The 25,111-nt window shown below is 55.1% G+C and carries 23 protein-coding genes and 1 riboswitch; all 23 genes read left to right on the top strand.

All coding sequences use genetic code 11. The features are described 5' to 3' along the window. Positions 1 to 62 precede the first annotated feature (62 nt). The 23 genes from ACL02P_RS21720 to ACL02P_RS21830 all read left to right on the top strand — a co-directional run bounded on the left by ACL02P_RS21720 (position 63) and on the right by ACL02P_RS21830 (position 25,093). Positions 63 to 1,370, top strand: coding sequence for an ATP-binding protein (locus ACL02P_RS21720; RefSeq protein WP_412838062.1), 1,308 nt, complete (start codon positions 63 to 65; stop codon positions 1,368 to 1,370). 67 nt (positions 1,371 to 1,437) lie between these two features. Continuing rightward, a complete protein-coding gene (locus ACL02P_RS21725) occupies positions 1,438 to 2,349 on the top strand; it encodes a response regulator (RefSeq protein ID WP_339301423.1) in 912 nt (303 codons plus the stop codon). Between the two features lie 49 nt (positions 2,350 to 2,398). Then, positions 2,399 to 2,692 carry a hypothetical protein gene (locus ACL02P_RS21730; RefSeq protein WP_339301425.1) on the top strand — a complete coding sequence of 98 codons (294 nt, stop codon included), beginning with the start codon at positions 2,399 to 2,401 and terminating at the stop codon, positions 2,690 to 2,692. A 207-nt stretch (positions 2,693 to 2,899) separates the two neighbouring features. After that, positions 2,900 to 3,001: riboswitch (purine riboswitch) on the top strand. A 232-nt stretch (positions 3,002 to 3,233) separates the two neighbouring features. Next, positions 3,234 to 3,731 carry a 5-(carboxyamino)imidazole ribonucleotide mutase gene (gene purE, locus ACL02P_RS21735; RefSeq protein ID WP_260070681.1) on the top strand — a complete coding sequence of 166 codons (498 nt, stop codon included), beginning with the start codon at positions 3,234 to 3,236 and terminating at the stop codon, positions 3,729 to 3,731. Further along, positions 3,728 to 4,942, top strand: a complete 1,215-nt coding sequence (gene purK, locus ACL02P_RS21740) for a 5-(carboxyamino)imidazole ribonucleotide synthase (RefSeq protein WP_009224520.1) — start codon at positions 3,728 to 3,730, stop codon at positions 4,940 to 4,942. The genes purE and purK overlap by 4 nt, the downstream gene beginning before the upstream one ends. Beyond that, positions 4,939 to 6,237 carry an adenylosuccinate lyase gene (gene purB / locus ACL02P_RS21745; protein ID WP_009224521.1) on the top strand — a complete coding sequence of 433 codons (1,299 nt, stop codon included), beginning with the start codon at positions 4,939 to 4,941 and terminating at the stop codon, positions 6,235 to 6,237. The genes purK and purB overlap by 4 nt, the downstream gene beginning before the upstream one ends. Positions 6,238 to 6,272: 35 nt before the next feature. Continuing rightward, the gene (locus tag ACL02P_RS21750) at positions 6,273 to 7,172 is read left to right on the top strand and encodes a phosphoribosylaminoimidazolesuccinocarboxamide synthase (RefSeq protein ID WP_412838063.1); all 900 of its coding nucleotides are present in this window, start codon (positions 6,273 to 6,275) and stop codon (positions 7,170 to 7,172) included. A gap of 466 nt (positions 7,173 to 7,638) precedes the next feature. Beyond that, positions 7,639 to 7,884, top strand: a complete 246-nt coding sequence (gene purS, locus ACL02P_RS21755; protein WP_009224523.1) for a phosphoribosylformylglycinamidine synthase subunit PurS — start codon at positions 7,639 to 7,641, stop codon at positions 7,882 to 7,884. 3 nt (positions 7,885 to 7,887) lie between these two features. After that, complete coding sequence (gene purQ, locus ACL02P_RS21760) at positions 7,888 to 8,577, top strand: phosphoribosylformylglycinamidine synthase subunit PurQ (protein ID WP_009224524.1); 690 nt, start codon at positions 7,888 to 7,890, stop codon at positions 8,575 to 8,577. Next, positions 8,555 to 10,798, top strand: a complete 2,244-nt coding sequence (gene purL / locus ACL02P_RS21765) for a phosphoribosylformylglycinamidine synthase subunit PurL (protein WP_260070680.1) — start codon at positions 8,555 to 8,557, stop codon at positions 10,796 to 10,798. The genes purQ and purL overlap by 23 nt, the downstream gene beginning before the upstream one ends. Then, positions 10,783 to 12,264 (top strand): amidophosphoribosyltransferase, encoded by a 1,482-nt coding sequence (gene purF, locus ACL02P_RS21770; protein WP_412838064.1) that lies wholly within the window; start codon positions 10,783 to 10,785, stop codon positions 12,262 to 12,264. The genes purL and purF overlap by 16 nt, the downstream gene beginning before the upstream one ends. Before the next feature lie 143 nt (positions 12,265 to 12,407). Further along, entirely contained in the window at positions 12,408 to 13,451 is a 1,044-nt protein-coding gene (gene purM, locus ACL02P_RS21775) for a phosphoribosylformylglycinamidine cyclo-ligase (RefSeq protein WP_412838065.1), read from the top strand. Next, the gene (gene purN, locus ACL02P_RS21780) at positions 13,451 to 14,068 is read left to right on the top strand and encodes a phosphoribosylglycinamide formyltransferase (protein ID WP_323079223.1); all 618 of its coding nucleotides are present in this window, start codon (positions 13,451 to 13,453) and stop codon (positions 14,066 to 14,068) included. Before purM ends, purN begins: the two co-directional genes overlap by 1 nt. 132 nt (positions 14,069 to 14,200) lie before the next feature. Continuing rightward, positions 14,201 to 15,748, top strand: coding sequence for a bifunctional phosphoribosylaminoimidazolecarboxamide formyltransferase/IMP cyclohydrolase (gene purH, locus ACL02P_RS21785; RefSeq protein ID WP_412838066.1), 1,548 nt, complete (start codon positions 14,201 to 14,203; stop codon positions 15,746 to 15,748). A 301-nt stretch (positions 15,749 to 16,049) separates the two neighbouring features. Further along, positions 16,050 to 17,321: a phosphoribosylamine--glycine ligase gene (gene purD, locus ACL02P_RS21790; RefSeq protein ID WP_412838067.1), complete on the top strand. Its 1,272-nt coding sequence runs from the start codon at positions 16,050 to 16,052 to the stop codon at positions 17,319 to 17,321. A 106-nt stretch (positions 17,322 to 17,427) separates the two neighbouring features. Continuing rightward, positions 17,428 to 17,649: a hypothetical protein gene (locus tag ACL02P_RS21795; protein WP_036644875.1), complete on the top strand. Its 222-nt coding sequence runs from the start codon at positions 17,428 to 17,430 to the stop codon at positions 17,647 to 17,649. 154 nt (positions 17,650 to 17,803) lie between these two features. Then, entirely contained in the window at positions 17,804 to 19,066 is a 1,263-nt protein-coding gene (gene ilvA / locus ACL02P_RS21800; protein WP_009224532.1) for a threonine ammonia-lyase IlvA, read from the top strand. 591 nt (positions 19,067 to 19,657) lie between these two features. Then, on the top strand, positions 19,658 to 20,950 hold the full coding sequence (ltrA, locus tag ACL02P_RS21805; RefSeq protein ID WP_009226730.1) for a group II intron reverse transcriptase/maturase: 1,293 nt from the start codon (positions 19,658 to 19,660) through the stop codon (positions 20,948 to 20,950). Positions 20,951 to 21,425: 475 nt separating this feature from the next. Next, positions 21,426 to 22,442 (top strand): ABC transporter ATP-binding protein, encoded by a 1,017-nt coding sequence (locus tag ACL02P_RS21810; protein WP_412838068.1) that lies wholly within the window; start codon positions 21,426 to 21,428, stop codon positions 22,440 to 22,442. After that, complete coding sequence (locus ACL02P_RS21815) at positions 22,435 to 23,199, top strand: ABC transporter permease (RefSeq protein WP_412838069.1); 765 nt, start codon at positions 22,435 to 22,437, stop codon at positions 23,197 to 23,199. The genes ACL02P_RS21810 and ACL02P_RS21815 overlap by 8 nt, the downstream gene beginning before the upstream one ends. 48 nt (positions 23,200 to 23,247) lie before the next feature. Next, positions 23,248 to 23,622: a GntR family transcriptional regulator gene (locus ACL02P_RS21820; protein WP_009224535.1), complete on the top strand. Its 375-nt coding sequence runs from the start codon at positions 23,248 to 23,250 to the stop codon at positions 23,620 to 23,622. A 16-nt stretch (positions 23,623 to 23,638) separates the two neighbouring features. Further along, the gene (locus tag ACL02P_RS21825; protein ID WP_260070672.1) at positions 23,639 to 24,334 is read left to right on the top strand and encodes an ABC transporter ATP-binding protein; all 696 of its coding nucleotides are present in this window, start codon (positions 23,639 to 23,641) and stop codon (positions 24,332 to 24,334) included. After that, positions 24,335 to 25,093 carry a hypothetical protein gene (locus ACL02P_RS21830; protein ID WP_323079216.1) on the top strand — a complete coding sequence of 253 codons (759 nt, stop codon included), beginning with the start codon at positions 24,335 to 24,337 and terminating at the stop codon, positions 25,091 to 25,093. The last annotated feature ends 18 nt before the right edge of the window (positions 25,094 to 25,111 follow it).

Below are 25,111 nucleotides of genomic sequence, written 5' to 3' on the forward strand. Positions count from 1 at the left end.
ATCCTTCCCCGGATGTGGTACGATAAGGGGCAAAATAACTCACGGGATCCGGGGGAGCGGGGATGCGGAGCGTTGTCATAAAGTCCTTTCAAAGATCCGCTTACGTTCAGATTGTGGTCGTTGCGATCGGGACGGCCTTGGCGGGGGAACTGAAGATTAATCCGTTTGTTGGCGGTATTTTTCGGATTGGTCTGGGGAGCAGCGCGTTTTTGTTGTTTTTGCTGCTGCTGCGGCAGTTGCCGTATCTCGTCACGGGCGTCATAACCGGCGTAGTGGTGCTGCTGTTTCGTACGGGATTGGATCAGGTGCTGAGCAACGGCTTGACCGTGGCTGAAAGCGTGACAAGGCATTGCTCGGCGGCGGTGTATTATATCGTATTCGCCCTAGGGATGACCCTGATCAAGCGGCGTTTGGACCGCTTCTATCCCTTGGTGCTAGGGGCCGTGACCGCGGTCATCGACCTGATGTCCAATGAGTCGGAGCTGCTGACTCGGTTGCTTGTGACCGGCACAGCTACGTTTAAACTGAACGAGTGGACGTTTCTCATGATGATTGCCATGCTGCGTACGTATTTTGTTACCGGGATTTACAGCAGCATTTCCGTCAGCCGGATGCGAATCGTGCAGAAGGAGCAGAATCGGCGGATTGAGCAGATGCTTAGCTTTAGCTCCGGTTTATATGGAGAGGTCTTTTACCTGAAGAAATCCATTGGCACCCTGGAGGAGCTGACCTTGCGCAGCTATGAGTTGTACCGGCGGTTAACGGAAGAAGGCCTGGAGGAGCACAAGCGTCACATCTTGGGGATGACGGAGCAGATCCATGAGGTGAAGAAGGATTCGCAGCGGATTTTGGCCGGGCTGATCAAGTTGACGGACCGCGAAGTCCCGGGGGATATGCCGTTGTCGAGCTTGGTCCAATATACCATCGACAGTACGCGGCAGTATGCCGATATGTTGGGAAAGCAGGTCGTTTTTACGCAGAAAATCACCCTGGATTACGACACCGCCAACTACATTCCCTTGCTTACGCTGCTGGGGAACTTGACGGCCAATGCGGTGGAGGCGATCCAGGGCCAGGGGCAGATTCATTTGGAGGTTCGCGAGCAGGCGGGATGGACCTTGCTCACGGTGAGCGACAGCGGGAGTGGCTTCCCGCAGGACGAGCGGGAGCTGGTCTTTGAACCGGGTTTTACGACCAAATTTGATGAGGAAGGCGTCGCGGCGACGGGGATTGGGTTATCCCATGTGCGCGACATCGTGGCCCGGTTTGGCGGGGATATCTCCCTGGGGACGGCACCCGGGCTGGGCGGAGCGATGGTTCAAATCCGGATTCCAACCCCAAGCTTGCAGAAGTCGGTGGCGCCGGCTTAAAGCTGTTTGCAATTCAACCGTATCCTTGGCAAACCGCTACTAACCCAAAGTGTGAGGAGGTTATCCGATGCCGCTCTCTTTTTGTATCGTTGACGATGATGCCAGTGCGCGAAAAATGCTGCAGCACATTATCGAGGACAGCGGTCTGGGCGAGGTGACGGGGACGGCCGGCGGCGGAGCGGAGGGGGTGCGGCAAATTTTAAGCGAGCCGCCGGATATCGTGCTGATGGATTTGCTGATGCCCGATCAGGACGGAATCGAGGTGATCGATTCCTTGCGCGCCCAAGGCTGCAGCTCCAGGTTCGTGATGATCTCCCAGATCGAAAATCAAGATATGGTTGGACGGGCGTACCGAAGCGGGATTGAGTTCTTCATCCGCAAGCCGATCAACCGGATCGAAGTGGAGACGGTGCTGCGGAAGGTCAACGAACGCTATGCGTTAGGACATTATTTAGATGAAATCAAATCGAGTCTGAAGAAGCTGGAGGGCTTGCGCAGCGCACCGCTCGCTACTCAGAACAAGCGCACGGTTCGCGAGGCGATCCAACCGATTCTGATGAATATGGGCTTGATTGGCGAAAGCGGCAGCCGCGATATGATCGCCATCATGGAGTTGCTGCTGGAGCGGGGAGGCGAAGCTGGCGGCAATCTGCCGCCGCTGAAGGAGTTGTATCGTCAAACCGCGGCCACGTACAAGACGAAGCCTGAGGACATCGCCAAGGAGGTCAAGGCGATCGAGCAACGGCTGCGCCGCGCGTTGATGGCGGGGCTGACGAACCTGGCTTCGCTGGGCTTGACGGATTACGGCAATCCCCGGTTTGAGTATTATGCCCCGCTCTATTTTGACTTCGAGGATGTGCGGTTGAAGATGAAGGAGATCGAGGAAGGGCGCGAGCCGGGCAACAGCAAAGGGAAAGTGAACATTAAGAAGTTCCTGCAGGTGCTGTTTATCGAAGTGCAGGAGCAGTTGGGCGGATGAGAGGATTATTGGAAACGGGCGATTGGTTAGCGGGAGTAACTGTTATTGGATGTCGGTGTCGCTGGATATCGAGTGGATGAAGTTGGATGGCGCTTTCCCGTTGGAGGCTGCTGATATCGGTGTTTGCCGCCCGGCCGTAAGGCTGGAGGATAAAATAACTGGAAAAAGTAATGTTAATTTCGGGGAATCGGCGGGATTTTGTCAATTTAGCTGGAAATTCTGCTGTTATTTTAATCATTTGATTGGATCTATAGAGTTTTGGTCCAAATTAACAGTAACTTTTACATCTAATTGGTTTCAAATGCGGGAGATTGGCGAAATTAAAGGTACTTTTTACAGTTAAGTGCGGCAGATTTCAGATCCAGAGCCGCATCCGTGGATATCAGAGCCGCATTCGATAGATACCCTAGTCTGTATACCAGGCTAGGTTTTTTTGCGTTAGAGGGACATTGTTCAAAAACGAACATTCGGATTTTACATTCTATTAATGTTCGGATTTGAGTTGACATGATGTGTCCGCCATTGGTACACTAGGAGAGGAAAGGCGGCTCGCCGCCGAACATCATAATCTCGTATAATGCCGGGAATAGGGCCCGGAAGTTTCTACCCGAGAACCGTAAATTTTCGGACTACGAGCGAATACGTGATGAAGGTAAGGCTACTCCGCACGGAAAGCCTTCTTTTTATGAGCCTGGGCTTGTAAGCACCGGGCTTTGCGTTGCCGGCGGCGCGGCTGTGGCTGCCCGCACGCAGGTATCGTATTTCGCAGGGTCCGCGAATTTCGGGAAATCTTCGATTGTTTCCAGGAAGTTCGGGGCCCTTTTCCGTATTCGGCTCATTCTATAGATAGGTTTACAAGAAAACATAAACGTGGAGGTTGAGGCATGACAGCACAAGTCGCCGTAATCATGGGCAGCAAATCGGACTGGGAGACGATGTCCCATGCCTGTGCCGTTTTGGACGAACTGCAGATTCCTTACGAAAAAAATGTCGTATCCGCGCACCGCACCCCGGATTTGATGTTCGAATTCGCCGAGCAGGCCGCAGGCCGCGGTTTGAAGGTCATCATCGCGGGGGCGGGCGGAGCCGCCCACCTGCCGGGCATGGTCGCGGCCAAAACCACGCTGCCGGTCATCGGCGTGCCGGTGAAGTCGGCCGCGCTGAACGGGCTCGATTCGCTGCTGTCGATCGTGCAGATGCCGGGCGGCATCCCGGTGGCGACGGTGGCGATCGGCAAAGCCGGGGCGATCAACGCCGGGCTGCTGGCGGCGCAAATCCTGGGCGCATTTGACCCCGAGGTCATGCGCCGGGTGCAGGAGCGCCGCGACCGGATCAAAGCCGAGGTGCTGGAGAGCGGCTCGGAGTTGGGAGCGGCGGAATGAGCGGCGGCGTGATGGGCAAAGCAGGCGGCGGTAATGGCACCCCGGTGATTGCGCCGGGCGCGACGATCGGCGTGCTCGGCGGCGGGCAGCTCGGCCGGATGATGGCGCTGGCCGGGAGCAACCTTGGCTACCGGTTCGTAGCCATGGATCCGACGCCGGATGCGCCTTGCGGCCAAGTAGCGGGGCAGATCGTGGCCCGCTACGACGACCAGGCCGCGGCGCGTGAACTTGCGGCGCGGGCCGATGTGATCACGTACGAGTTCGAAAACGTCGACGCTGGCGTAGCCGCGTTGTTGGAAGAAGCGTCGTACGTGCCCCAAGGCAGCCGATTGCTGTATACGACTCAGCATCGGCTGCGGGAGAAGCGAGCCATCGAAGCAGCGGGCGTGAAGGTCGCGCCGTACGCGGAGATCGGCAGCGAGGAGGAGTTGCGCGCAGCCGTGGCCCGGCTCGGCCTCCCGGCCGTGCTGAAGACGGCCACCGGCGGATATGACGGCAAAGGTCAATGGGTCATTCGCGGCGAGGACGAAATTGCGCCGGCCTACGCCGAGTTGAGTAAGGCCGGGACGGAGCTCGTGCTAGAGCAATTTGTCCCGTTCGTTAAGGAGCTGTCGGTCATCGCGGCGCGCAGCCCGCGCGGAGAAATAAAGACGTTCCCGGCAGCGGAGAATATTCATGTCGACAATATTTTGCATGTGTCGATCGTGCCGGCCCGCGTGGAGGAGCAAGTGCAACGGGAGGCGGAACGGCTTGCGGCCCGAATCGCCGAAGGCTTGGAAGCCGTTGGCCTGCTGGCGGTGGAGATGTTCCTGACCGAGGATGGTGAGCTGTTCGTCAATGAGCTGGCGCCAAGACCGCATAACTCCGGCCATTACACGATGGAGGCCTGCACGACCTCCCAATTTGAACAGCATGTCCGGGCGATCTGCAATCTGCCGCTGGGGCCGGTGGAGCTGTTAACGCCGGTCGTGATGGTCAACATCCTGGGCGAGCATTTGGAGGCGGTGCGCAAGGCCGTTGTTACTGGCCAGTGGTTTGGCGAAGCCGGCGGCGAAACTGGATTCCCGGTGATCCCCAAAGTACACTTATATGGAAAGCACGGAGCCGCTCCCAAACGGAAGATGGGGCATATCAACCTGATCTGCCGCAACGTGGAGGACGGGCTGCGTTGGATAGAGCAAACCAACATTTGGAGGAATGAATGTAAATGATCGAACGCTACAGCAGACCGGAAATGAGAGCGATCTGGACGGAGGAAAACAAATTTAAGGCCTGGCTGGAAGTGGAGTTGTGCGCCTGCGAGGCTTGGGCCGAGCTTGGCGTGATCCCGAAGGAAGACGCCGCGCTGCTGCGCGAGAAGGCTTCGTTTGACATCAACCGGATCTATGAGATCGAGCAGGAAACCCGCCATGACGTGATCGCGTTTACCCGCGCCGTCTCGGAAAGCCTGGGCCCGGAACGGAAATGGGTGCATTATGGCTTGACCTCGACCGACGTCGTAGACACGGCGCTGGGGTATTTGTTGAAGCAGGCCAATGCGATTTTGGAACGGGATATTTTGAATTTTATCGATATTTTGAAAGAAAAAGCCTTGGCTTATAAAGATACCCCAATGATGGGCCGGACCCACGGTGTGCATGCTGAGCCAACCACGTTTGGTCTGAAAATGGCGCTTTGGCACGAGGAAATGAAACGGAATCTGGAGCGGTTCCGCCGTGCAGCGGAGAATGTTCAATTCGGAAAAATCTCCGGTGCCGTTGGTACTTACGCGAACATCGATCCGTTTGTAGAGGAATTTGTCTGCCGCAAGCTGGGCACGACGCCGGCGCCGATTTCCACGCAGACGCTGCAACGCGATCGTCACGCGGAATATATGGCGACCTTGGCTTTGATCGCGACGTCGCTCGACAAGTTCGCCACAGAAATCCGCGCTTTGCAGAAGAGCGAATTCCGCGAGGTGGAGGAAGCCTTCGCCAAAGGGCAAAAAGGCTCTTCGGCCATGCCGCATAAACGCAACCCGATCGGCTGCGAGAACATCTCCGGCTTGTCCCGCGTGATCCGCGGCCATATGATTTCGGCTTACGAAAACGTAACGCTGTGGCATGAACGCGACATTTCCCACTCTTCGGTTGAACGGGTGATTCTGCCAGACGCTACGATGCTGCTGAACTACATGCTGAACCGCTTTGGCAATATCGTGAAGAACTTGACGGTGTTCCCGGAAAATATGAAGCGTAACATGGCTCGCACGTATGGCGTACCGTTCTCCGGCCGCGTGATGACGAAGCTGATCGACAAAGGCTTCAGCCGTGAGCAAGCTTACGACACGGTGCAACCGCGCGCGATGCAGGCATGGGAAACGCAGCGTCAATTCCGCGACATCATTGAAGAGACGCCGGAAATTACCGCCGTCTTAAGTAAAGAAGAAATTGAAGACGCATTTGATCCGTCCTGGCATCTGAAGCATGTCGATACGATTTTCCGGAAGCTTGGATTAATCGAGTAGTGGCTTGATAGCGGTTATAGGGGAGGAGAAGCTTCATGGCGGTACCGGCAATTTCCACCGCAGCGGATTTGGTGAAGGTCCCGCTGCTGTACAAAGGCAAGGTCCGGGAGCTGTACGATCTTGGCGAGCATTATCTGATCGTGGTCACGGACCGCATCTCCGCATTTGATTACGTGCTCGATCCGGCGGTGCCGGACAAGGGGAACGTGCTGAACCGGCTGAGCGCGTTTTGGTTTGACAAGACGAAGCATCTGTTGGAGAACCACGTGATCCATACAGACGTGGACTGGCTTGGGGACGTGATCCCGGCGGAGCATCGCGAGGCGTTGCGCAACCGGATCATGGTGACCCGCAAGGCCGAACGCATCGACATTGAATGCGTGGTGCGCGGCTATGTGACCGGCGGCGGCTGGCGGCAGTATGAGAAGACCGGCGCGATCAACGGTATCCAGCTACCGGAAGGGCTGCGTAAGAACGCGAAGCTGGCGGAGCCGATTTTTACGCCGGCGGCGAAAAATGACGTGGGCCACGACGAGGATATCTCGTTTGCGGAGATGGTGGACAAAGTGGGCCAAGAATTGGCTGAACAGCTGCGGGACCGCAGCCTGGAGATGTACGCCTTTGCCCGGGATTATTGCGAGGAACGCGGCATCCTGCTCGCGGACTGCAAGCTGGAATTCGGGCTGGTGGACGGCAAGTTGATTGTCATTGACGAGATGTTTACGCCGGATGCGTCGAGATTTTGGGCCAAAGAGAACTACGAGCTGGACATCGAGATCGACAGTATGGACAAAGAGCCGGTGCGTACGTATCTCGCCGGTTCCGAGTGGGATAAGCAGAGCCAACCAGACCCGCTCCCAGCGCAGGTGGTCGAAGCAACGACGCGTCGGTACCGTGAGATTTACCGGCGGCTGACTGGAGTAGAGTTGGCGTAGGGACTGTGCTCAACATTGTCCTTCGCTCTAACGGACCACAGGGCCCTTATTGATCCAGATATATGGGGAAGACTGACGTTACGGACCGAGGAGCCCTTATTTTACCGGGGCGGCCTAGTTAGTTGCTGCATGGGGCCAAATAACGTCTGTGAAGTCCTTTAGCCGGGGAAATATCCGGGAAATGAGTAAATAACGTCGCTGCGGTCCGTTAGGGATTCGAAAGTTAGCGAATGAGGGACCAGAATATAAGCCCTTTGGCAGTCTTTTGAGGATGATCCCTTTTGGTCAGGAGGCTAGGAGCTAGGGAGCAAGAAGACAAGCGTGCGAGCAAGAAAGCATTGGAGTTAGAAAGGCAAGCCAGAAAGTAAGAAATGACCCAGGCAAAACCAAAAGCAATTATTACATCCCATCCAGAAACCAAGCGGCCGTGCCGCACAAGTCCAAACTTAGGAGGAACACGAGGAACATGATTAAAGCGAGCGTTTATGTCACGATCAAGCAAAGCGTACTTGACCCGCAGGGGGTAGCCGTTCAAGGGGCGCTCCATTCCATGGGGTTCAGAGAGGTGGACAGCGTCCGCATCGGTAAATATATGGAGCTGACGCTCGACACGAACGATCGCTTCGAAGCGGAAGCTCGGGTGAAAGCGATGTGCGAGAAGCTGTTGGCCAATACGGTGGTAGAAGACTACCGCTTTGAATTGGAGGCTTAAACTATGAAATTCGCGGTACTCGTATTCCCCGGTTCCAACTGCGATATCGACTGTTATAAAGCGGTGGAAGAGACGTTGGGCGAACCGGTTGACTATGTGTGGCATACGGCCACCGATTTGTCTGCTTACGACTGCATCCTAGTTCCCGGCGGGTTCTCCTACGGCGACTACCTGCGGTGCGGGGCGATCTCCCGTTTTGCACCGGTCATGGCGGAAGTGGCCAAGGCTGCGGAGGAAGGTAAATACGTGCTGGGGATTTGCAACGGATTCCAAATCCTAACGGAAGCTGGACTGTTGCCAGGCACGCTGCGCCGCAACATGTCGCTGAAATTCCGTTGTCATGACACCGAGCTGCGCGTGGAGAACAACGAAAATCCGTTTACGTCGCTCTATGCGAAGGGTGAAGTGATTACGATTCCAATCGCACATGGCGAAGGCAACTATTATTGCGATGAAGCGACTTTGGAGCAGTTGAAGCGGAATAACCAAATTATTTTCCGGTATGTTCAAAATCCGAACGGCTCGGTGGACGACATCGCCGGCATTTCCAACGAACGCGGAAACGTCGTCGGCATGATGCCGCACCCGGAGCGGGCGGTCAGCGATTTGCTGGGTTCGACGGACGGCAAGAAGATGTTTACATCCATTTTGAAAGCTTGGAGGGATCGGCATGAGTCAGCAAGTGTCCGCTAAGGAACCAAGTGCAGAACAAATTGCAGAGCAGAAAATTTACAAACAGATGGGCGTTTCCGACAGCGAATACGAACTGATTTGCGGATTCCTTGGGCGGAAGCCGAATTATACGGAAATTGGCGTGTTTAGCGTCATGTGGTCCGAGCACTGCGCCTACAAAAACTCGAAGCCGCTGCTGCGGCGGTTTCCAACCAGCGGCCCGCGCGTGCTGATGGGCCCAGGCGAAGGCGCCGGGATCGTGGATATCGGCGACAACCAAGCGGTTGTCTTTAAAATCGAAAGTCATAATCACCCCTCGGCCGTGGAGCCGTATCAAGGCGCCGCAACAGGCGTGGGCGGGATTATTCGCGATATTTTTTCCATGGGGGCAAGACCTGTGGCGCTGCTGAACTCCTTGCGATTTGGCAAGCTGGAAAGCGAGCGCGTGAAATATCTGTTCGAGCATGTCGTATCCGGGATCGCGGGCTACGGCAACTGCATCGGCATTCCGACGGTTGGCGGGGAAGTGGTGTTCGACGAGAGCTACGAAGGCAATCCGCTGGTCAATGCGATGTGCGTCGGGCTGATCGACCATGACAAAATCCAACGCGGGGTTGCGAAAGGCGTCGGCAATCCGGTGTTTTACGTAGGGCCGCCAACGGGCCGGGACGGCATCCATGGCGCTACGTTTGCTTCGGAGGAGCTGACGGAGGAATCCGAAGCGAAGCGGACGGCGGTGCAAGTGGGTGACCCGTTCATGGAGAAGCTCGTCATGGAGGCTTGTCTTGAATTGATCGACAGTGGTATCGTGCTGGGGATCCAGGACATGGGCGCAGCAGGCTTGACCTGCTCCAGCGCGGAAATGGCCAGCAAAGCCGGCAACGGTCTGGAGCTGTACCTGGACGAGGTGCCGCAACGCGAGGAAGGCATGACGGCTTATGAAATGATGCTGTCGGAATCGCAGGAGCGGATGCTGTTCGTCGTTGAGCCGAAGGATGAGGCGAAGGCGCGGGAGATTTTTGAGCGTTGGGGCGTCATCTGTGCGAAGGTTGGTAAAGTTACGGACGACGGCCGTCTGAAGCTGTTCCATCATGGCGAGCTGGTCGGCGATATGCCGGTGAAGGCGCTGGTGGACGAATGTCCAATCTATGAGAAGCCTTCGGCAGTTCCTGCTTATTATGTGCAAAATGAATCGGTCGACACCACCCGCTACGAAGAAGTTCGCGATTTGGGCGCGGCGCTGGAGAAAGTGCTGTCTTCGCCTTCGGTCGCAAGTAAAGCGTGGGTGTACAACCAATACGATTACATGGTCCGCACGAGTACGGCGGTTCGTCCGGGTTCGGACGCTGCAGTGGTCACCGTTCACGGCACGCGCAAGGCGCTGGCGATGACGACCGACTGCAACGGACGGTTCGTGTACCTGGATCCGGAAGTGGGCGGACGGATTGCGGTCAGCGAAGCGGCGCGCAACATCGTTTGCTCCGGCGCAGAGCCTCTGGCAATCACCGACAACCTGAATTTTGGCAGCCCGGAGAAACCGGATATTTTCTGGCAGATGGAACGGGCAGTTGATGGGATGGCGGAAGCTTGCCGCGTGCTGGACACTCCAGTTATCGGCGGGAACGTCAGCTTGTACAATGAGAACGCCAAAGGCGCCATCTACCCAACGCCAGTTGTAGGCATGGTTGGGCTGGTGCACGATACCGATCATATTACGACCCAAGACTTTAAATCGGCCGGGGATGTCGTGTTCCTGCTGGGTGAGACGAAAGCGGAACTCGGCGGCAGCGAATTCCAGGCGGTCGTACATGGCGTTGTAGAAGGCCGTCCGCCACAGCTTGATTTAGAGGTGGAGAAAAAGCTGCTTGGCGCCGTGCTGGAAGCGATCCAAGGCGGGCTGGTGCGTTCGGCGCACGACTTGTCCGAAGGCGGCCTCGCGGTTGCGTTGGCTGAATCGTGCATCAGCGGCGGAATTGGCGCCAAGGTTGATATCGCCAGCGAGCTGCGCCCTGACTTTGCGCTGTTCAGCGAATCGCAGTCTCGGATTCTGCTGTCGGCTTCGCCGGAGAAGGCGGAGGCGCTGGAGAAGCTGCTCGCGGAACGCGGCGTGCCTGCGGCGCGGATCGGGGTCGTGGAAGGATCGGAACTGAGCATTGCTGTAAACGGAACGGAGGTTCTGAGCAAGCCGGTGGAACAGCTGAAACGCGTCTGGGAGGATGTCATTCCATGTCTGATGCAATAAAACCAGCGCAGAGACTTTGGACCGGAGACTACTATAACGAAGGGGCGGGGCATGCGGATCCGTTTGATACGTTACGCGAGGAATGCGGCGTGTTTGGCGTATTTGGTCATGCTGAAGCCGCCTCTCTCTCCTACTACGGGCTGCACGCCTTGCAGCACCGGGGGGAAGAAAGCGCGGGAATCTGCGCCACCGATGGGGAGGACTTTCATTACCACCGCGGTATGGGCCTGGTTAAGGAAGTGTTCGACCGCGACAAGCTGGCTTCGCTGCGCGGGGACCGTTCGATCGGCCACGTCCGCTATTCGACGAGCGGAGACAGCAAGTTAACGAACGCGCAGCCGCTGATCTTCAAATACCGCGACGGCGATCTGGCAGTGGCAACGAACGGCAACATCGTGAATGCGCCGAAAATCCGCCGCCAGCTCGAGCAAAGCGGCTCGATCTTTCAAACGACCAGCGATACGGAAGTGATCGCGCACTTGATCGCCCGCTCGCCGAAGGATTTCGTCGAGGCGGCAAAGGACGCCCTTCGTCAGCTGGTTGGAGGCTTCGCTTTCCTGCTGCTGACGAACGACAAGCTGATCGTGGCCAGCGATCCGAACGGCTTGCGCCCGCTTGTGATGGGGCGGCTAGGCAACGCGTACCTGTTCTCGTCTGAGACGTGCGCGTTCGAGGTCGTTGGCGCGGAGACGATTCGCGAAATCCAGCCCGGTGAAATGCTGGTGCTGGATAAGGACGGCCTCCGCGAGGAGCGTTATGCCGAGCTGGAGCGGAAGGCGTTGTGCGCGATGGAGTACATTTACTTCGCGCGTCCTGACAGCGACATGAACGGCTCGAACCTGCATGCCAGCCGCAAGCGGATGGGGCAGGTGATGGCGCAGGAGTCTTTTGTCGACGCAGATGTGGTCACCGGCGTTCCGGACTCCAGTATTTCCGCCGCGATTGGCTATGCGGAGCAGACCGGCATCCCTTACGAGCTGGGCTTGATCAAAAATAAATACACTGGCCGCACGTTCATTCAACCAAGCCAAGAGCTGCGTGAGCAAGGCGTAAAGATGAAGCTGAGCGCGGTGCGCCGCGTTGTAGAAGGCAAGCGCGTTGTGATGATCGACGATTCGATCGTTCGCGGCACGACCTCGCGACGGATCGTCAATCTGCTGCGCGAAGCCGGCGCGACGGAGGTGCATGTCCGCATCACCTCGCCGCCGTTCAAGAACCCTTGCTTCTACGGCATCGATACGCCGGATCGCGGTGAGCTGATCGCCTCCTACAAATCGGTGGAAGAGATCTGCAAGGAGATCAATGCCGATTCGCTGGAGTTTCTCAGCCCGCAGGGGCTGATCCAGGCGGTGGGCGGGGATAACGCGACGGACTACAAGGGCGGCCTCTGCATGGCCTGCTTCGACAACGATTATCCGACCCGGACGGATTTCGACGGGGAAGAGAAGTTTGGGTGCACTTGCTGAATTCGTTAGCGTTTAGCGATTCGTGTCTTGTGCCATCCGACTCGTGACGGGTGTTTTGCGTAGATTCGACTTATTTCACGTGATGAATTGATTGGATAAATGGTTTCCTCGTGTTCAAAAAGTTAAAGGAGTGGGTCCCTCTCGTGTCTGAAGCATATAAGAAAGCCGGCGTCGATATCGCAGCCGGGAATGAAGCGGTAGAGCGCATGAAAAAGCACGTCAAACGGACGTTCCGGCCGGAAGTGATGACCGATCTTGGCGGATTTGGCGCTTTGTTCGGATTGAACAAGGACAAGTACGCGGAGCCGGTGCTCGTGTCGGGAACGGACGGCGTGGGCACGAAGCTGAAAATTGCCTTTGCGATGGATAAGCACGATACGATCGGCATCGATGCGGTAGCGATGTGCGTAAACGATATCGTCGTGCAGGGGGCGGAGCCGCTCTTTTTCCTCGATTATTTGGCGTGCGATAAGGTTGTCCCTGAAAAAATCGAGGCCATTGTCGCCGGCATCGCGGAAGGCTGCAGTAGGTCGGGCTGCGCATTGATCGGCGGCGAGACCGCTGAGATGCCGGGCATGTACAGTGAAGGCGAGTACGACATCGCCGGGTTTACGGTGGGTGTCGTTGACAAGAGCAAGATCGTAAACGGCAGCCGCATTACCCCTGGCGACACGGTGATTGGTCTGGCGTCCAGCGGCGTGCACAGCAACGGGTTCTCGCTGGTTCGCAAGCTCTTGCTGGAAGAAGCGGGCTACGCTTTGACCGACAAGCTGCCGGAGTTAGGCGGGGAGTCGTTGGGCGACGTGTTGCTCACGCCAACCAAGCTGTATGTGAAGCCGGTATTGTCCCTGCTGGAGCAGGTGGATGTGAAGGGGATGGCTCACATTACGGGCGGCGGCTTCATCGAGAATATCCCTCGCGTTCTGCCGGAAGGCGTAAACGTGGAGATCAACTACGGGTCTTGGCCGATTTTGCCGATCTTCGACTTGCTGCAGAAGACAGGGAACGTGAGCAACCGCGATATGTTTACGACGTTTAACATGGGCATCGGGCTCGTGATTGTTGTGGCGGAGGATCAGGCTGAGGCTGCGGTCGCTGCGTTGGAACAAGCAGGAGAAACGCCTTACGTGATCGGTAAAGTGACGGAAGGACAGCGGGTCGTGACTTTTGCAGGAGCGGATGTCTAATGGGAGCGAAATACCGGATTGCCGTGTTTGCCTCGGGGAACGGCAGTAATTTTCAGAATTTGCTCGACGCGACGCGGTCGGGCGAGCTGGACGCTGAGATTGTGTTGCTCGTTTGCGATAAGCCGCAGGCCTTTGTCGTCGAACGGGCCCGCCAAGCCGGCGTGGAATGCTATCTTTTTGACCCGAAGGCCTATGCGCGTCGAGAAGATTATGAGGCGGAAATTGCTGCCGAGCTGGACAAGCGCCAAATCGATTTGGTTGTGCTGGCCGGATACATGCGGTTGCTCACTTCGGTGTTGGTTGAGCCGTACGCCGGGCGCATGATTAATATTCATCCATCGTTACTGCCGGCTTTTCCGGGAAAAAATGCGATTGGGCAGGCTTGGGACTACGGCGTAAAAATGACGGGAGTTACGGTTCATTTGGTTGACGGCGGCATGGACACCGGCGCAGTGGTTGCTCAGGCGGCGGTGGAGATTACGGCGGACGATACGCTGGAATCGCTCGAAGCCAAGATCCATGCGGCCGAAGGGCGCTTATATCCGCAGGTCGTGTCGTGGTTCGCGAAGAACCGCGTGCGCGTGGAAGGAAGAAAAGTGACGATTCTGTCGGAATAGACAGCGCCGAAAAAGCGCTTGTCTACAGGAGTTTTCAGGATTATCGGATAGCTTTTAGAACAGATGCAGGGTTTCGATATTTCCCGAGAAATATCGGGGGCAGGATTCGCCAAAATAAAGGAGGAGCCGATTGTGAGTATGAAAAGAGCGCTCGTAAGCGTGTCGGATAAAACAGGTATCGTGGATTTTTGCCGCGAGCTGTCGCAGCTGGGTGTGGAAATCATTTCGACGGGGGGCACAAAAAACCTGCTGGCGAAGGAAGGCGTACCGGTGATCGGAATTTCCGATGTCACCGGGTTCCCGGAAATCCTCGACGGACGCGTTAAAACGCTGCATCCTGCCGTGCATAGCGGGCTGCTGGCGGTGCGCGACAGCGAGGAGCACCAAGCACAGATGAAGGAACTGGGATTGGACTATATCGACCTCGTGGTCGTTAACCTCTACCCGTTCCAAGAAACGATTGCAAAGCCGGATGTCACCTATGAGGACGCCATCGAAAATATCGACATCGGCGGACCGACAATGCTTCGTTCGGCTGCGAAAAACCATGCGTTTGTTACCGTTATTGTCGATGCGGCTGACTATGGGACCGTGCTCGAGGAAGTACGTACGAGCGGTGATACGACATTGGAAACGCGTAAACGGCTTGCGGCCAAAGTTTTCCGCCATACGGCGGCTTACGATGCCTTGATCTCCGATTATTTGTCGAAGGTGACGGGCGATCCGTTGCCAGAGCGTTTCACGGTCACCTACGAGAAAATCCAAGATTTGCGTTATGGCGAAAATCCGCATCAAAAAGCGGCGTTTTACCGCAAACCGTTGGCAGCAGCGGACACGCTGACGAATGCAGAGCAACTCCACGGCAAGGAGCTTTCCTATAATAACATCAACGATGCGAACGCGGCGCTGCAAATCGTTAAGGAATTTGACGAGCCGGCGGTCGTCGCGGTCAAGCATATGAATCCTTGCGGCGTTGGCGTGGGCGCCAGCGTATTGGAAGCTTACAAGAAAGCGTACGAGGCCGATCCGGTATCGATCTTCGGCGGGATCGTCGCTGCCAACCGCATCATTGATGCAGATACGGCGATGCTGATGAAGGAGATTTTCCTGGAGATTATTTTGGCACCAGGCTTCACGGAAGAAGCGCTGGAGATTCTCACGAAGAAGAAAAACCTCCGTTTGCTGAAGCTTGGCGGTCTGGAGCTGGGCGCAAGCCGCAGCAGCCAGTTTGTTGTCACCTCGATCGACGGCGGGATGGTCGTGCAAGAAAGCGATGTGCATACGCTGAAAGAGTCCGACTTGACGGTCGTGACCGATCGCAAGCCAACCGAAGAAGAGTTGAAACAGCTGCTGTTTGGCTGGAAAGTGGTTAAACATGTGAAGTCGAACGCGATTGTCTTGGCGAAGGACGATATGACCATTGGCGTTGGCGCGGGGCAAATGAACCGCGTAGGTGCAGCGAAGATCGCGATCGAGCAAGCGGGAGAGAAAGCGAAAGGCAGCGTCTTGGCGTCGGACGCGTTCTTCCCGATGGGCGACACGGTCGAAGCAGCTGCCAAAGCCGGGATCACGGCGATTATCCAACCGGGCGGCTCCGTGAAGGACGAGGAGTCCATCAAAGTTGCCAACGAGCACGGCATCGCGATGGTCTTCACCGGCGTGCGCCATTTCAAACACTAGGTTAAAGGCAAACGGCAGACCGCTGCGGCGGCCTGCCGTCTTTTCGCAGACGCACAAACGTGCGTGGGCAAATAGCTGTAAAACCTACTGTTATTTCAGCCGTAACGCTTGATTTTGCCTACTTAACTGTAAAACCTGCCGTTAATTTGAGCGAAAATGCCTTCATCAACGTTTTGAGCTTAAATTAGCGGTACATTTTCCAGTTAGTTTCGTTCAAATGCGGGTAAGGTGCAAAATTAACAGTAGAATTTCAAGTTATTTCATTTAGTTAACTAACTATTCAGAAGCGAGGGAGGAGACTATGGATATTTTGGTGATTGGCGCCGGAGGGCGTGAGCACGCGATCTGCTGGAGCCTGGCGAAAAGCCCGAAGGCCGATAAGATTTATTGCGCTCCGGGGAACGCGGGGATCGGACAAATCGCCGAGCTGGTGCCGATTCAGGTGAACGAATTCGATAAGCTGGCGGCTTTTGCGGAGGAGAAGCGTGTGGGCCTGGTCGTCGTAGGTCCGGACGATCCGCTCGCAGACGGCATCGTGGATGTGTTCGAAGCCAAGAACATCCCGGTATTTGGCCCGCGTAAGAATGCTGCGCATATCGAGGGCAGCAAGACTTTTATGAAGGATCTGCTGAAAAAATACAACATTCCGACCGCCGCATACGAAAAGTTCGACAACTACGAGCAGGCGCTTAAGTATCTCCAAAGCCGTCCGGTGCCAATCGTGATTAAAGCGGACGGACTTGCCGCAGGCAAAGGTGTAACGGTCGCCTTCACTCGCGAAGAGGCGGAAACAGCTCTAAAGAACATCATGGTTGACAAAGTGTTTGGCGAATCCGGCAGCCAGGTCGTGATCGAGGAGTTTCTTGAAGGACAGGAAATGTCGATCCTGTCGTTTGTCGACGGGGAAACCGTCCGTCCTATGGTTGCGGCGCAAGACCACAAACAGGTGTATGACGGTGACAAAGGCCCGAACACCGGCGGCATGGGAACCTACTCCCCGTTGCCGCATATCGCGGATTCGATTATCGAAGAGGCTATCGAAACGATCATCAAACCAACCGCGAAGGCCATGGTTGCGGAAGGCCGGCCGTTCCGCGGCGTGCTGTTTGCGGGGTTGATGATTACGCCGGACGGCAAACCGAAGACAATCGAATTTAACGCCCGTTTTGGCGATCCGGAAACCCAGGTTGTTCTGCCGCGTTTGAAGAGTGATCTGCTGGAGATTTTCTTGGCAGCGGTAAATGGGACGTTGGATCAAGTAGATATCGAGTGGAGCGAGGAAGCGGCGGTTTGCGTTGTGCTGGCCTCCGGCGGTTATCCGGCTTCCTATCCGAAGGGCCTGCCGATCCGCGGGCTGGAGGAAGCGCAGGCTGCAGGGGCGTTGGTGTTCCATGCCGGCACGTCGAAGAACGAAGCAGGCGAGTGGGTCACGAACGGCGGGCGTGTGCTTGGCGTGGTTGGCCTGGGACAATCGATTGCCGAAGCCCGGGACAAAGCCTATGAGGCAGCGAACCTCATTACGTTCGAGGGCAAGCATCAACGGTCGGATATTGCCGCGAAGGCGCTCGTCTAGTGAGATGATCCGTCAAGGATAATCCGCTGCCCTTTCGAGCATGTTAAGGGATATTGGGGATTTTCTTCTGAGTCCCTGTAATACTCGAATGGGAGGCGGCATCATCATGAGCGACAAAATGAAGGAAATGCTACCGGTCTCGCGCGAAGAAGTGGAAGTCGACGGCGTTTACCGGGATGAGCTGGGACGGGAAGTCTATTTGCAAAAAGGCGAGGAGTTCCCTTCCGACCCCGTGTACGGCACGATGGAATGGGAGCTGACCGAGCTGTCCCAAGAGACGAACTCGAAAGGTCATACCGATGACCGTCTAATACCAAAGAAACGTTAAGCTATAGGTTCGAACGTAAACGCCCTTCCGAGCCGGGAGCATTTGCCCGTACGGAGGGGCGTTTCCCTGACTGTACAAAATAACTTGAACCGGAGGCGGTTTCAGGTGTACCTTTATTAGAATGAGAGAACTCAGTTAAAGCGAGGAGAAATAGATGAATCAGGCGGAACGACAAACGGTAGGCATGGAAGACATCGTCAAAGCGCATCACGTGCTGAAGGAAGTGGTCATCCGAACTCCGTTGCAGCTCGACGCAACGTTATCGGCTAGATATGAATGCAATGTGTATTTAAAAAGGGAGGATCTGCAGGTCGTGCGCTCCTTCAAGATCCGTGGGGCGTACAACATGATTCGCAGCCTGCAGCCCGAAGATCTGAAGCGCGGAATCGTGTGCGCGAGCGCCGGCAACCATGCGCAGGGCGTAGCGTTCTCCTGCAATGCGCTAGGCATTCAAGGGAAAATCTATATGCCCAGCACGACACCGAACCAGAAAATCAAGCAGGTCAAAAGATTTGGCGGCGAGCATGTGGAGGTCGTTCTGATCGGTGACACCTACGATGATGCTTATGCGGAGGCGATGAAAGCCTGCCAGGAAGGCGGGATGACGTTCATTCACCCGTTTGACGATCCGAAGATTGTTGCCGGGAACGGGACGATCGGCATGGAGATTATGGAAAGCCTGACTACACCGGCGGATTACGTCTTCGTCACCATCGGCGGCGGCGGGTTGGTGTCGGGCATCGGGACTTACTTGAAGACGGTAAGCCCTGATACGAAGATCATCGGCGTTGAACCGTCCGGTGCGGCGTCCATGACGGAAGCGTTAAGGCAGAAGCAGGTTGTCACGCTGGAATCGATCGATAAATTTGTGGACGGCGCGGCGGTGAAGCGGGTTGGCGATTTGAATTACGAAATTTGCGCCAACCTCCTGGACGACATCGTTCAGGTTCCGGAAGGCAAGGCATGTACGACGATTTTGGAGCTCTACAACGATAGTGCCATCGTTGTAGAACCAGCAGGGGCGTTGCCAGTCTCGGCACTCGATATGTACCGTGACCAAATCCGCGGGAAGACGGTGGTCTGTGTCATCAGCGGCGGTAACAACGACATCGACCGGATGCAGGAAATGAAGGAACGGTCACTGATCTATGAAGGGCTGAAGCACTATTTCTTGATTAATTTCCCGCAGCGGGCCGGAGCGCTTCGCGAATTCTTGGAAGAGGTGCTGGGGCCAAACGACGACATCACGCGGTTCGAGTACACGAAGAAGCACAACAAAGAGAACGGCCCGGCCTTGGTTGGCATCGAGCTGAGCGACAAAGCGGATTACGAACCATTGATCGGGCGCATGTCCGCGAAAGGCATCGTATATACCGAGCTGAATCGGGATTTGAATTTGTTTAATTTGCTGATATAAGCTGGAAGCGAAAAAATTAGAGGCGAACAGCCCTCTTCGACTTTGGTCGGGGAGGGCTTTTTGGTATGGCGTGCCCAGCTAAGCACGCATCTTCTAGCCGGTGAAAGTCCGGTCGCGGGAAGGGCCAAGCCCCCGCGTAGCTAGGATACCTACGTATGGCGAAATCTGTACGTAGAAGCGTATCGACGAAAGTACCTGTCAGAGGCAGGGCGAGCAACATACCAGGCCGTAACATGAAAGTGAATCCTGCCGCGTCGTCAAAAAGGCCTCGCAAGAGGGAAAAGAGGAAGCCGAGTCCCGCGTACATGGACGAAGGCCATGGAAGCTGCCTAGAACTTGGAGCGGCAGTGAAGAATCCTCCGGCGTAGAGGGAACGGCATGGTATGAAAGAGGATGCAGTGAACTGGGGAGGCCCTCCCCTGCACGGTTGCAGAAACCGTAAAGAGGCCTTCTATAAGCCCCAGAGGTGAAGTGAACGGTCTGCAGGAAGGGAGTCCGAGGGGCTCATAGTACCGTGGAACGCAGGACAACACAACCTGCGGGAGGGAAGGAGCCCTGCTTTGTTCAAGTTTCTTGAGGAGGTACGAGTCAGTGAATGCCAAACGGCTAACAACACCAGAGGAAAACGTTCAAGAACTCCAAGGGAAACTCGGTCATGCGGCCAAGGAGAACAAGAAGCGAAGATTTCACGCGCTGTACGACAAGGTCTATCGGGTAGACATCTTATGGGAAGCGTGGCGAAGGGTACGAGCCAACGAGGGCTCGGCAGGAGTGGATGGAGAGACGTTGGCAGACATCGAGAAACAGGGAGAAATGCGTTTTGTGCTTGAATGTCAACGGCTACTGAAAGAAGGGAAGTACCATCCACAACCCGTTAGACGCCACTACATCCCGAAGAAAGATGGCAAACTGCGACCGCTGGGGATCCCGACGGTGAGAGACCGCGTCATCCAGATGGCGACCAAACTCGTCATGGAACCCATTTTCGAGGCGGATTTTCAGGACACGTCTTTCGGTTTTCGGCCTAAGCGGAGCGCGAAACAGGCGTTGGAGCGAATCCGGAAAGCATGCAACCGCAAAGGAAATTGGGTGGTCGACGTCGACATCCAAGGCTACTTCGACAACATCAATCAGGAGAAACTGATGAAGCTGATCGAAATGCGGATCAGTGACAGGCGAATCTTGAAGTTGGTGAGGAAGTGGTTAGGTGCGGGAGTGATGGAAGAAGGAAACATCCGACGCTCAGACTTGGGTACACCGCAAGGGGGAGTGATCTCACCACTGCTGGCGAACATCTACCTGAATTACTTTGATCTTCTGTGGGAACGACATGGCGGTAAGCTTGGGGAACTGACGCGTTATGCAGATGATCTGGTGATCATCTGCAAGACGAAGAAGGACGCACAGCGGGCCTATGAACTCATACGAGCGATTATGGAACGCCTGGAATTAACCCTGCACCCCACGAAAACGCGCATCGTTGGACTTTGGACTGGGGAAGAAGGCTTCGATTTTCTGGGCATGCATCATCGAAAGACGAAGGCCGAAACATCCAAAGGCCAAGTGTACTACACAACCCAGCAGTGGTTGTGCCGGAAGGCGGAAGAGCGAATACGGGAAGGGGTAAAAGAGCGATTAGCTCCGCCAGGTATGCGACGCCTGAGTTTCGAAGAGCACGTGGAGTACCTGAATCCAAAGATTCAAGGCTGGCGCAATTACTACTACACAGCTTACAGCCAGAGGAAGATGGCGAAGTTGGATTGGTATATCCGGCAGCGGTTTGCGAAGTGGTATGCTAAGAAACACAAACGCAGACGATGGTTGAGTTCGCTGCGCGAAGTGAAGTCTTTGTCTATTCAATATGGACTTAAAACGCTCTTGTAATCTGCATGCTCATGATGACGAACATCGGAAAGCCGTATGAGGGAAAACCTCACGTACGGTTTGATGAGGAGGGGCTGGGCCCCGCCCAGCCTTTCACTCTAGCATGGAGGTCTGGATCGGGAACGTGACTGTAACGGAACGTACGGACCTTATTCGTAGGTCACAAGGCCCTCATCCATTTCTAACGGAACCCAGGAGCGCTATTTGAACGGGAAGCCGCTGGATTGGCCCCTTTTTCCCAAAATAAGGTCTCCCTGTTCCGTTAGCTCGGGAAATGCCGCGGGAAATGACAAATAACGTCTCTACGTTCCGTTAGTGTTGACAATATCAATGACCTAGTGTACTATTTAACTATAACACTAATACAACGACTCGAAACCATGGAATCGAAACGTAGCACAATCAAGAACTCGCATTCAGGTACATGGCATTCCAGTATCACATTACAGAGCATCGATCAAAAGGAGTGAATGAAGTGAACGTGCAGCATCAGTCTATTGAAAATGTCGCCCCGGGCTTTGGAGCGGATGCGGCGAAATTGCAGGGACAAGAGCAGGGACAAAAGCCGGTCGTCTTGTCGGTACAACAGGTGACGAAGGCGATTGGCAGCAAACGGATTGTTGATAAGCTGTCTTTCGAAATTCGACGGGGAGAAATTGTGGGTCTGCTCGGACCTAACGGTGCAGGGAAGACGACCACGATTCGGATGATCGTGGGTCTGATCGGAATGACGGAGGGCGATGTCCAGATCAAAGGATTTAGTATCCGGAATCATTTCACCCAAGCGATCGCCCACGTTGGCGCGATTATTGAGAATCCAGAGTTTTACCCGTACATGACCGGATATGACAATCTGAAGCAGTACGCGCGAATGAGCGAAGGGATTACGGAGGAGCGGATTCAGGAGGTCACCCGGCTGGTAGGCTTGGAGAAGGCGATGAAAAAACGTGTAAAAGCGTACTCGCTAGGCATGCGTCAGCGCCTGGGCATCGCGCAGGCTTTATTGCATCGGCCGTCGATTCTGATTCTCGATGAGCCGACCAACGGGCTGGATCCGGCCGGGATTCGGGAAATGCGCGACTATCTGAAGCGCGTTGCGGCCGAGGAAGGGATTGCTGTGCTGGTCTCCAGCCATTTGCTGGCCGAAATGGAGCTGATGTGCAGCCGCGTGGTCGTCATTCAGGAAGGGAAGTTCGTGACCGAACGCGCCCTAGGTGAGGCGGCAGAGAAAACCGAGGAACGGGTGAACGTGACGTTCCGGGTCAGCGATGCCGAAGCGGCGAAAGCCCGACTCATCCGGATGGAAGAAATCCGCCTGCTGGGGATGTCTCCGGAACGGGGCGAAGTGACGGTCGCCGTACGCGACAGCTATATCCCACGCGTCGTTGGCGCGCTGGGCAGCGAAGGGATCGCCATCTACCGGATCGAAGAAGTTAAGCAATCGTTGGAAGACGAATTCTTGAAATGGACGGGAGGAAACCAAATTGCGTAAATTTACACCGCTTGTTGTGAACGAATGGCTTAAGATGTCCAAGAAGGACAGCTTTATCGTCCCTTATACGCTGATCGCCGCGTCGATTGCCGGGATGCTGTACATGATGCACACTTTCTCGCAGCAGTCGGTAGGGTTCCTGGATTTTGCGTTAATGGCCATGTCCCGAAACGGCTTAGGTCAAATGATGACCTTGCTGGTCATTATTTGTACCGCAGGGATTGTGGCGAAGGAGCACAGTCTGGGGACGATCAAGCTGCTGCTGATCCGCTCGCAAAATCGCAGCCGTATCTTGGCCTCTAAATACGTGGCTGTGCTGCTGTTCACGATGTCTCTCTTCGTCTTTTCACTGGCGGTTGCCCTGTTGGGCGGCGGGCTGATCTACGGATTCGGATCTGCCAGCGTGCAGGGAATCGGCTGGAGCGAAGTTCTAACCAGCGCCTTGTATCAGTTCATTTATACCGTTGTTTACGTTACGATCACTTTTCTAGTAAGCATTCTGACTCGTTCGACAGGAGCGACAATTGGGATCGGCATGTTCATTGTTGTGCTGGAGGAACTGGTGGTGGCCTTGCTTTCGAGATACGCCTTCGCCAAGTATCTCATCTTCGCCAACGCCGATTTAACGGTATACCTAAACGGGAATCCGCCGATGCCGGGCATGACGTTAACCTTCTCCTCCGTGGTGATCGCCGCCTATTTGATCTTGTTTCTTGCAGTAAGCTTTGTTACGTTTAAAAAACGGGATGTTGCTTGACCGGTAGAATCACTAACGGCGGCACACGGCGGAAAGGAGCCAAGGAACGTGAGCATCGAATTCGATAATAATCTGCCGATCTATCTACAAATTATGAATTATTTAAAAAGGGAAATCGTCACTGGCCGATTGAAGGCCGGCGACAAAATTCCGTCGGTACGCGAGCTTGCGGCCGAGCTGCAAATTAATCCGAATACCGTGCAGCGGACTTTTCAGGAATTGGAGCGTGAAGCCATCGTGGAAACGAAACGCGGACTCGGAAGATACGTGACAAGCGAGGAAACGAAAATTATGACCATCAAAAAAGAAATGGCCGGTGAGCTGCTGGATCGTTTTATCGGAGGCATGCAGGAGCTGGGCTTTAGCAACGAGGATATTGCGGCGCTTGTCGCCGACGCCATAAAGACGGATGAGCGACGCTAAAGGAGGGCAACCATCAATGAAACCGCTACTGGAAGTACAAGGCCTATCAAAATCGTACGGCAGCAAAAAGGCATTGCATGGCGTGTCCTTCAGCGTCGGCAAAGGAAAGATCGTTGGCCTGCTAGGCACGAATGGCAGCGGCAAAAGCACACTGATGAAAATCGCCGCCGGCCTGATTCATCCTTCCGGAGGCAAGGTGTCGGTGGACGGAACGCCGGTGGGACTAACGACGAGATCGTTGGTTTCCTTCATGCCCGATCGTCCATTAACGGAATCGTGGATGAAGGTGCGGGATGCAATTGGATTTTACCGCGATTTCTACCCGGATTTCGATGAGGAGAAGGCCGGCACGATGCTGGACTTTATGAATCTGAATGAGAAGGACAAAATCAGCTCCCTGTCGAAGGGCATGAACGAACGGCTTCAACTGACGTTAACGTTATCGAGAAATGCCAAGCTGTATCTGCTTGACGAGCCGATCGGCGGGGTGGACCCGGTGGCCCGGACCAAAATTTTGGATGCGATCGTGGAATTTTACAACGAAGAGAGCAGCCTCGTCATCTCTACCCATCTGGTTTCGGATATTGAGCGGATTTTCGATGAGGTAATCTTTATCCGCAGCGGCGAGGTTGTCATGCAGGAGGAAGTGGAGAACCTGCGGATTCGCTATGGCAAGAGCGTCGATGACATGTTCAGAGAGGTGTTCGCGTAAATGAGAAAGCTGCTGAAGTACGATATCAAACAAAATGCCAATACCGTGCTGGGGCTGGCTGCGATCCTGGTCATCGTGCAAGGACTGCTGTCGATCACAGGCAACCTTCGCCATTGGGATGCGGAGACGATCTTTGGCTTAACCACCGTTCTTTATTTTACCGCTGCTATCATTATGGTCGTGCAGTCCTGCAAAACGTTTGCCTACAATATCAAAGCCTATCATCGCCGTCTGCTCCCGCTGCATCCGGTATGGACGATCCTGTCTTGCCTGGTATTCAGTTGGCTCGTGGCGCTGATCATCGCGGTGATTGTCGTGGTTCATGCTGCGATCTATTTTCGGATCGCCCAGGTACCGATCAACATTATTCAAATTGAGACGAACGGGCTCCAAAACACTCTGTTCGTCATCCTGACCATCATTTGGGTGTATACGCTGCTGGTGCTAACGGTCTTTATGGCGATCACGATTGGCGCCAGCGTCAGCATCCGGGGCAAAGCCGGGACGTGGGTCGGCATCATTTCCTTTTTTGTCATTCAGAACGGGTTGTCTTGGGTGGAAAGCCTGATCTTTCGAGATACGAATAGTACCTTTGCGAACTTCGGAATCATTCATATCGGGATGGCCGAGGAGAACGGTGCAGTGGCGAGTGAATCGGTGAATCTGCTTCCGCTTGGGCCGTTCTTGCTTGAAGTGGTCGTAGCGGCTTTGATGTTTTACGCGATAACGTATTTGCTGAAGAAACGGATCGAGATTTGATCTCCTTATGTAAAAATA

It is taken from the genome of Paenibacillus sp. MB22_1, assembly GCF_047200555.1.
Lineage (GTDB): Bacteria > Bacillota > Bacilli > Paenibacillales > Paenibacillaceae > Fontibacillus > Fontibacillus phoenicis.

Coding starts and splice junctions, on each gene's coding strand:
- ACL02P_RS21720 (WP_412838062.1), top strand. CDS start 63: ATGCGGAGCGTTGTCATAAAGTCCTTTCAAAGATCCGCTTACGTTCAG.
- ACL02P_RS21725 (WP_339301423.1), top strand. CDS start 1,438: ATGCCGCTCTCTTTTTGTATCGTTGACGATGATGCCAGTGCGCGAAAA.
- ACL02P_RS21730 (WP_339301425.1), top strand. CDS start 2,399: ATGTCGGTGTCGCTGGATATCGAGTGGATGAAGTTGGATGGCGCTTTC.
- purE (WP_260070681.1), top strand. CDS start 3,234: ATGACAGCACAAGTCGCCGTAATCATGGGCAGCAAATCGGACTGGGAG.
- purK (WP_009224520.1), top strand. CDS start 3,728: ATGAGCGGCGGCGTGATGGGCAAAGCAGGCGGCGGTAATGGCACCCCG.
- purB (WP_009224521.1), top strand. CDS start 4,939: ATGATCGAACGCTACAGCAGACCGGAAATGAGAGCGATCTGGACGGAG.
- ACL02P_RS21750 (WP_412838063.1), top strand. CDS start 6,273: ATGGCGGTACCGGCAATTTCCACCGCAGCGGATTTGGTGAAGGTCCCG.
- purS (WP_009224523.1), top strand. CDS start 7,639: ATGATTAAAGCGAGCGTTTATGTCACGATCAAGCAAAGCGTACTTGAC.
- purQ (WP_009224524.1), top strand. CDS start 7,888: ATGAAATTCGCGGTACTCGTATTCCCCGGTTCCAACTGCGATATCGAC.
- purL (WP_260070680.1), top strand. CDS start 8,555: ATGAGTCAGCAAGTGTCCGCTAAGGAACCAAGTGCAGAACAAATTGCA.
- purF (WP_412838064.1), top strand. CDS start 10,783: ATGTCTGATGCAATAAAACCAGCGCAGAGACTTTGGACCGGAGACTAC.
- purN (WP_323079223.1), top strand. CDS start 13,451: ATGGGAGCGAAATACCGGATTGCCGTGTTTGCCTCGGGGAACGGCAGT.
- purD (WP_412838067.1), top strand. CDS start 16,050: ATGGATATTTTGGTGATTGGCGCCGGAGGGCGTGAGCACGCGATCTGC.
- ACL02P_RS21795 (WP_036644875.1), top strand. CDS start 17,428: ATGAGCGACAAAATGAAGGAAATGCTACCGGTCTCGCGCGAAGAAGTG.
- ilvA (WP_009224532.1), top strand. CDS start 17,804: ATGAATCAGGCGGAACGACAAACGGTAGGCATGGAAGACATCGTCAAA.
- ACL02P_RS21825 (WP_260070672.1), top strand. CDS start 23,639: ATGAAACCGCTACTGGAAGTACAAGGCCTATCAAAATCGTACGGCAGC.
- ACL02P_RS21830 (WP_323079216.1), top strand. CDS start 24,335: ATGAGAAAGCTGCTGAAGTACGATATCAAACAAAATGCCAATACCGTG.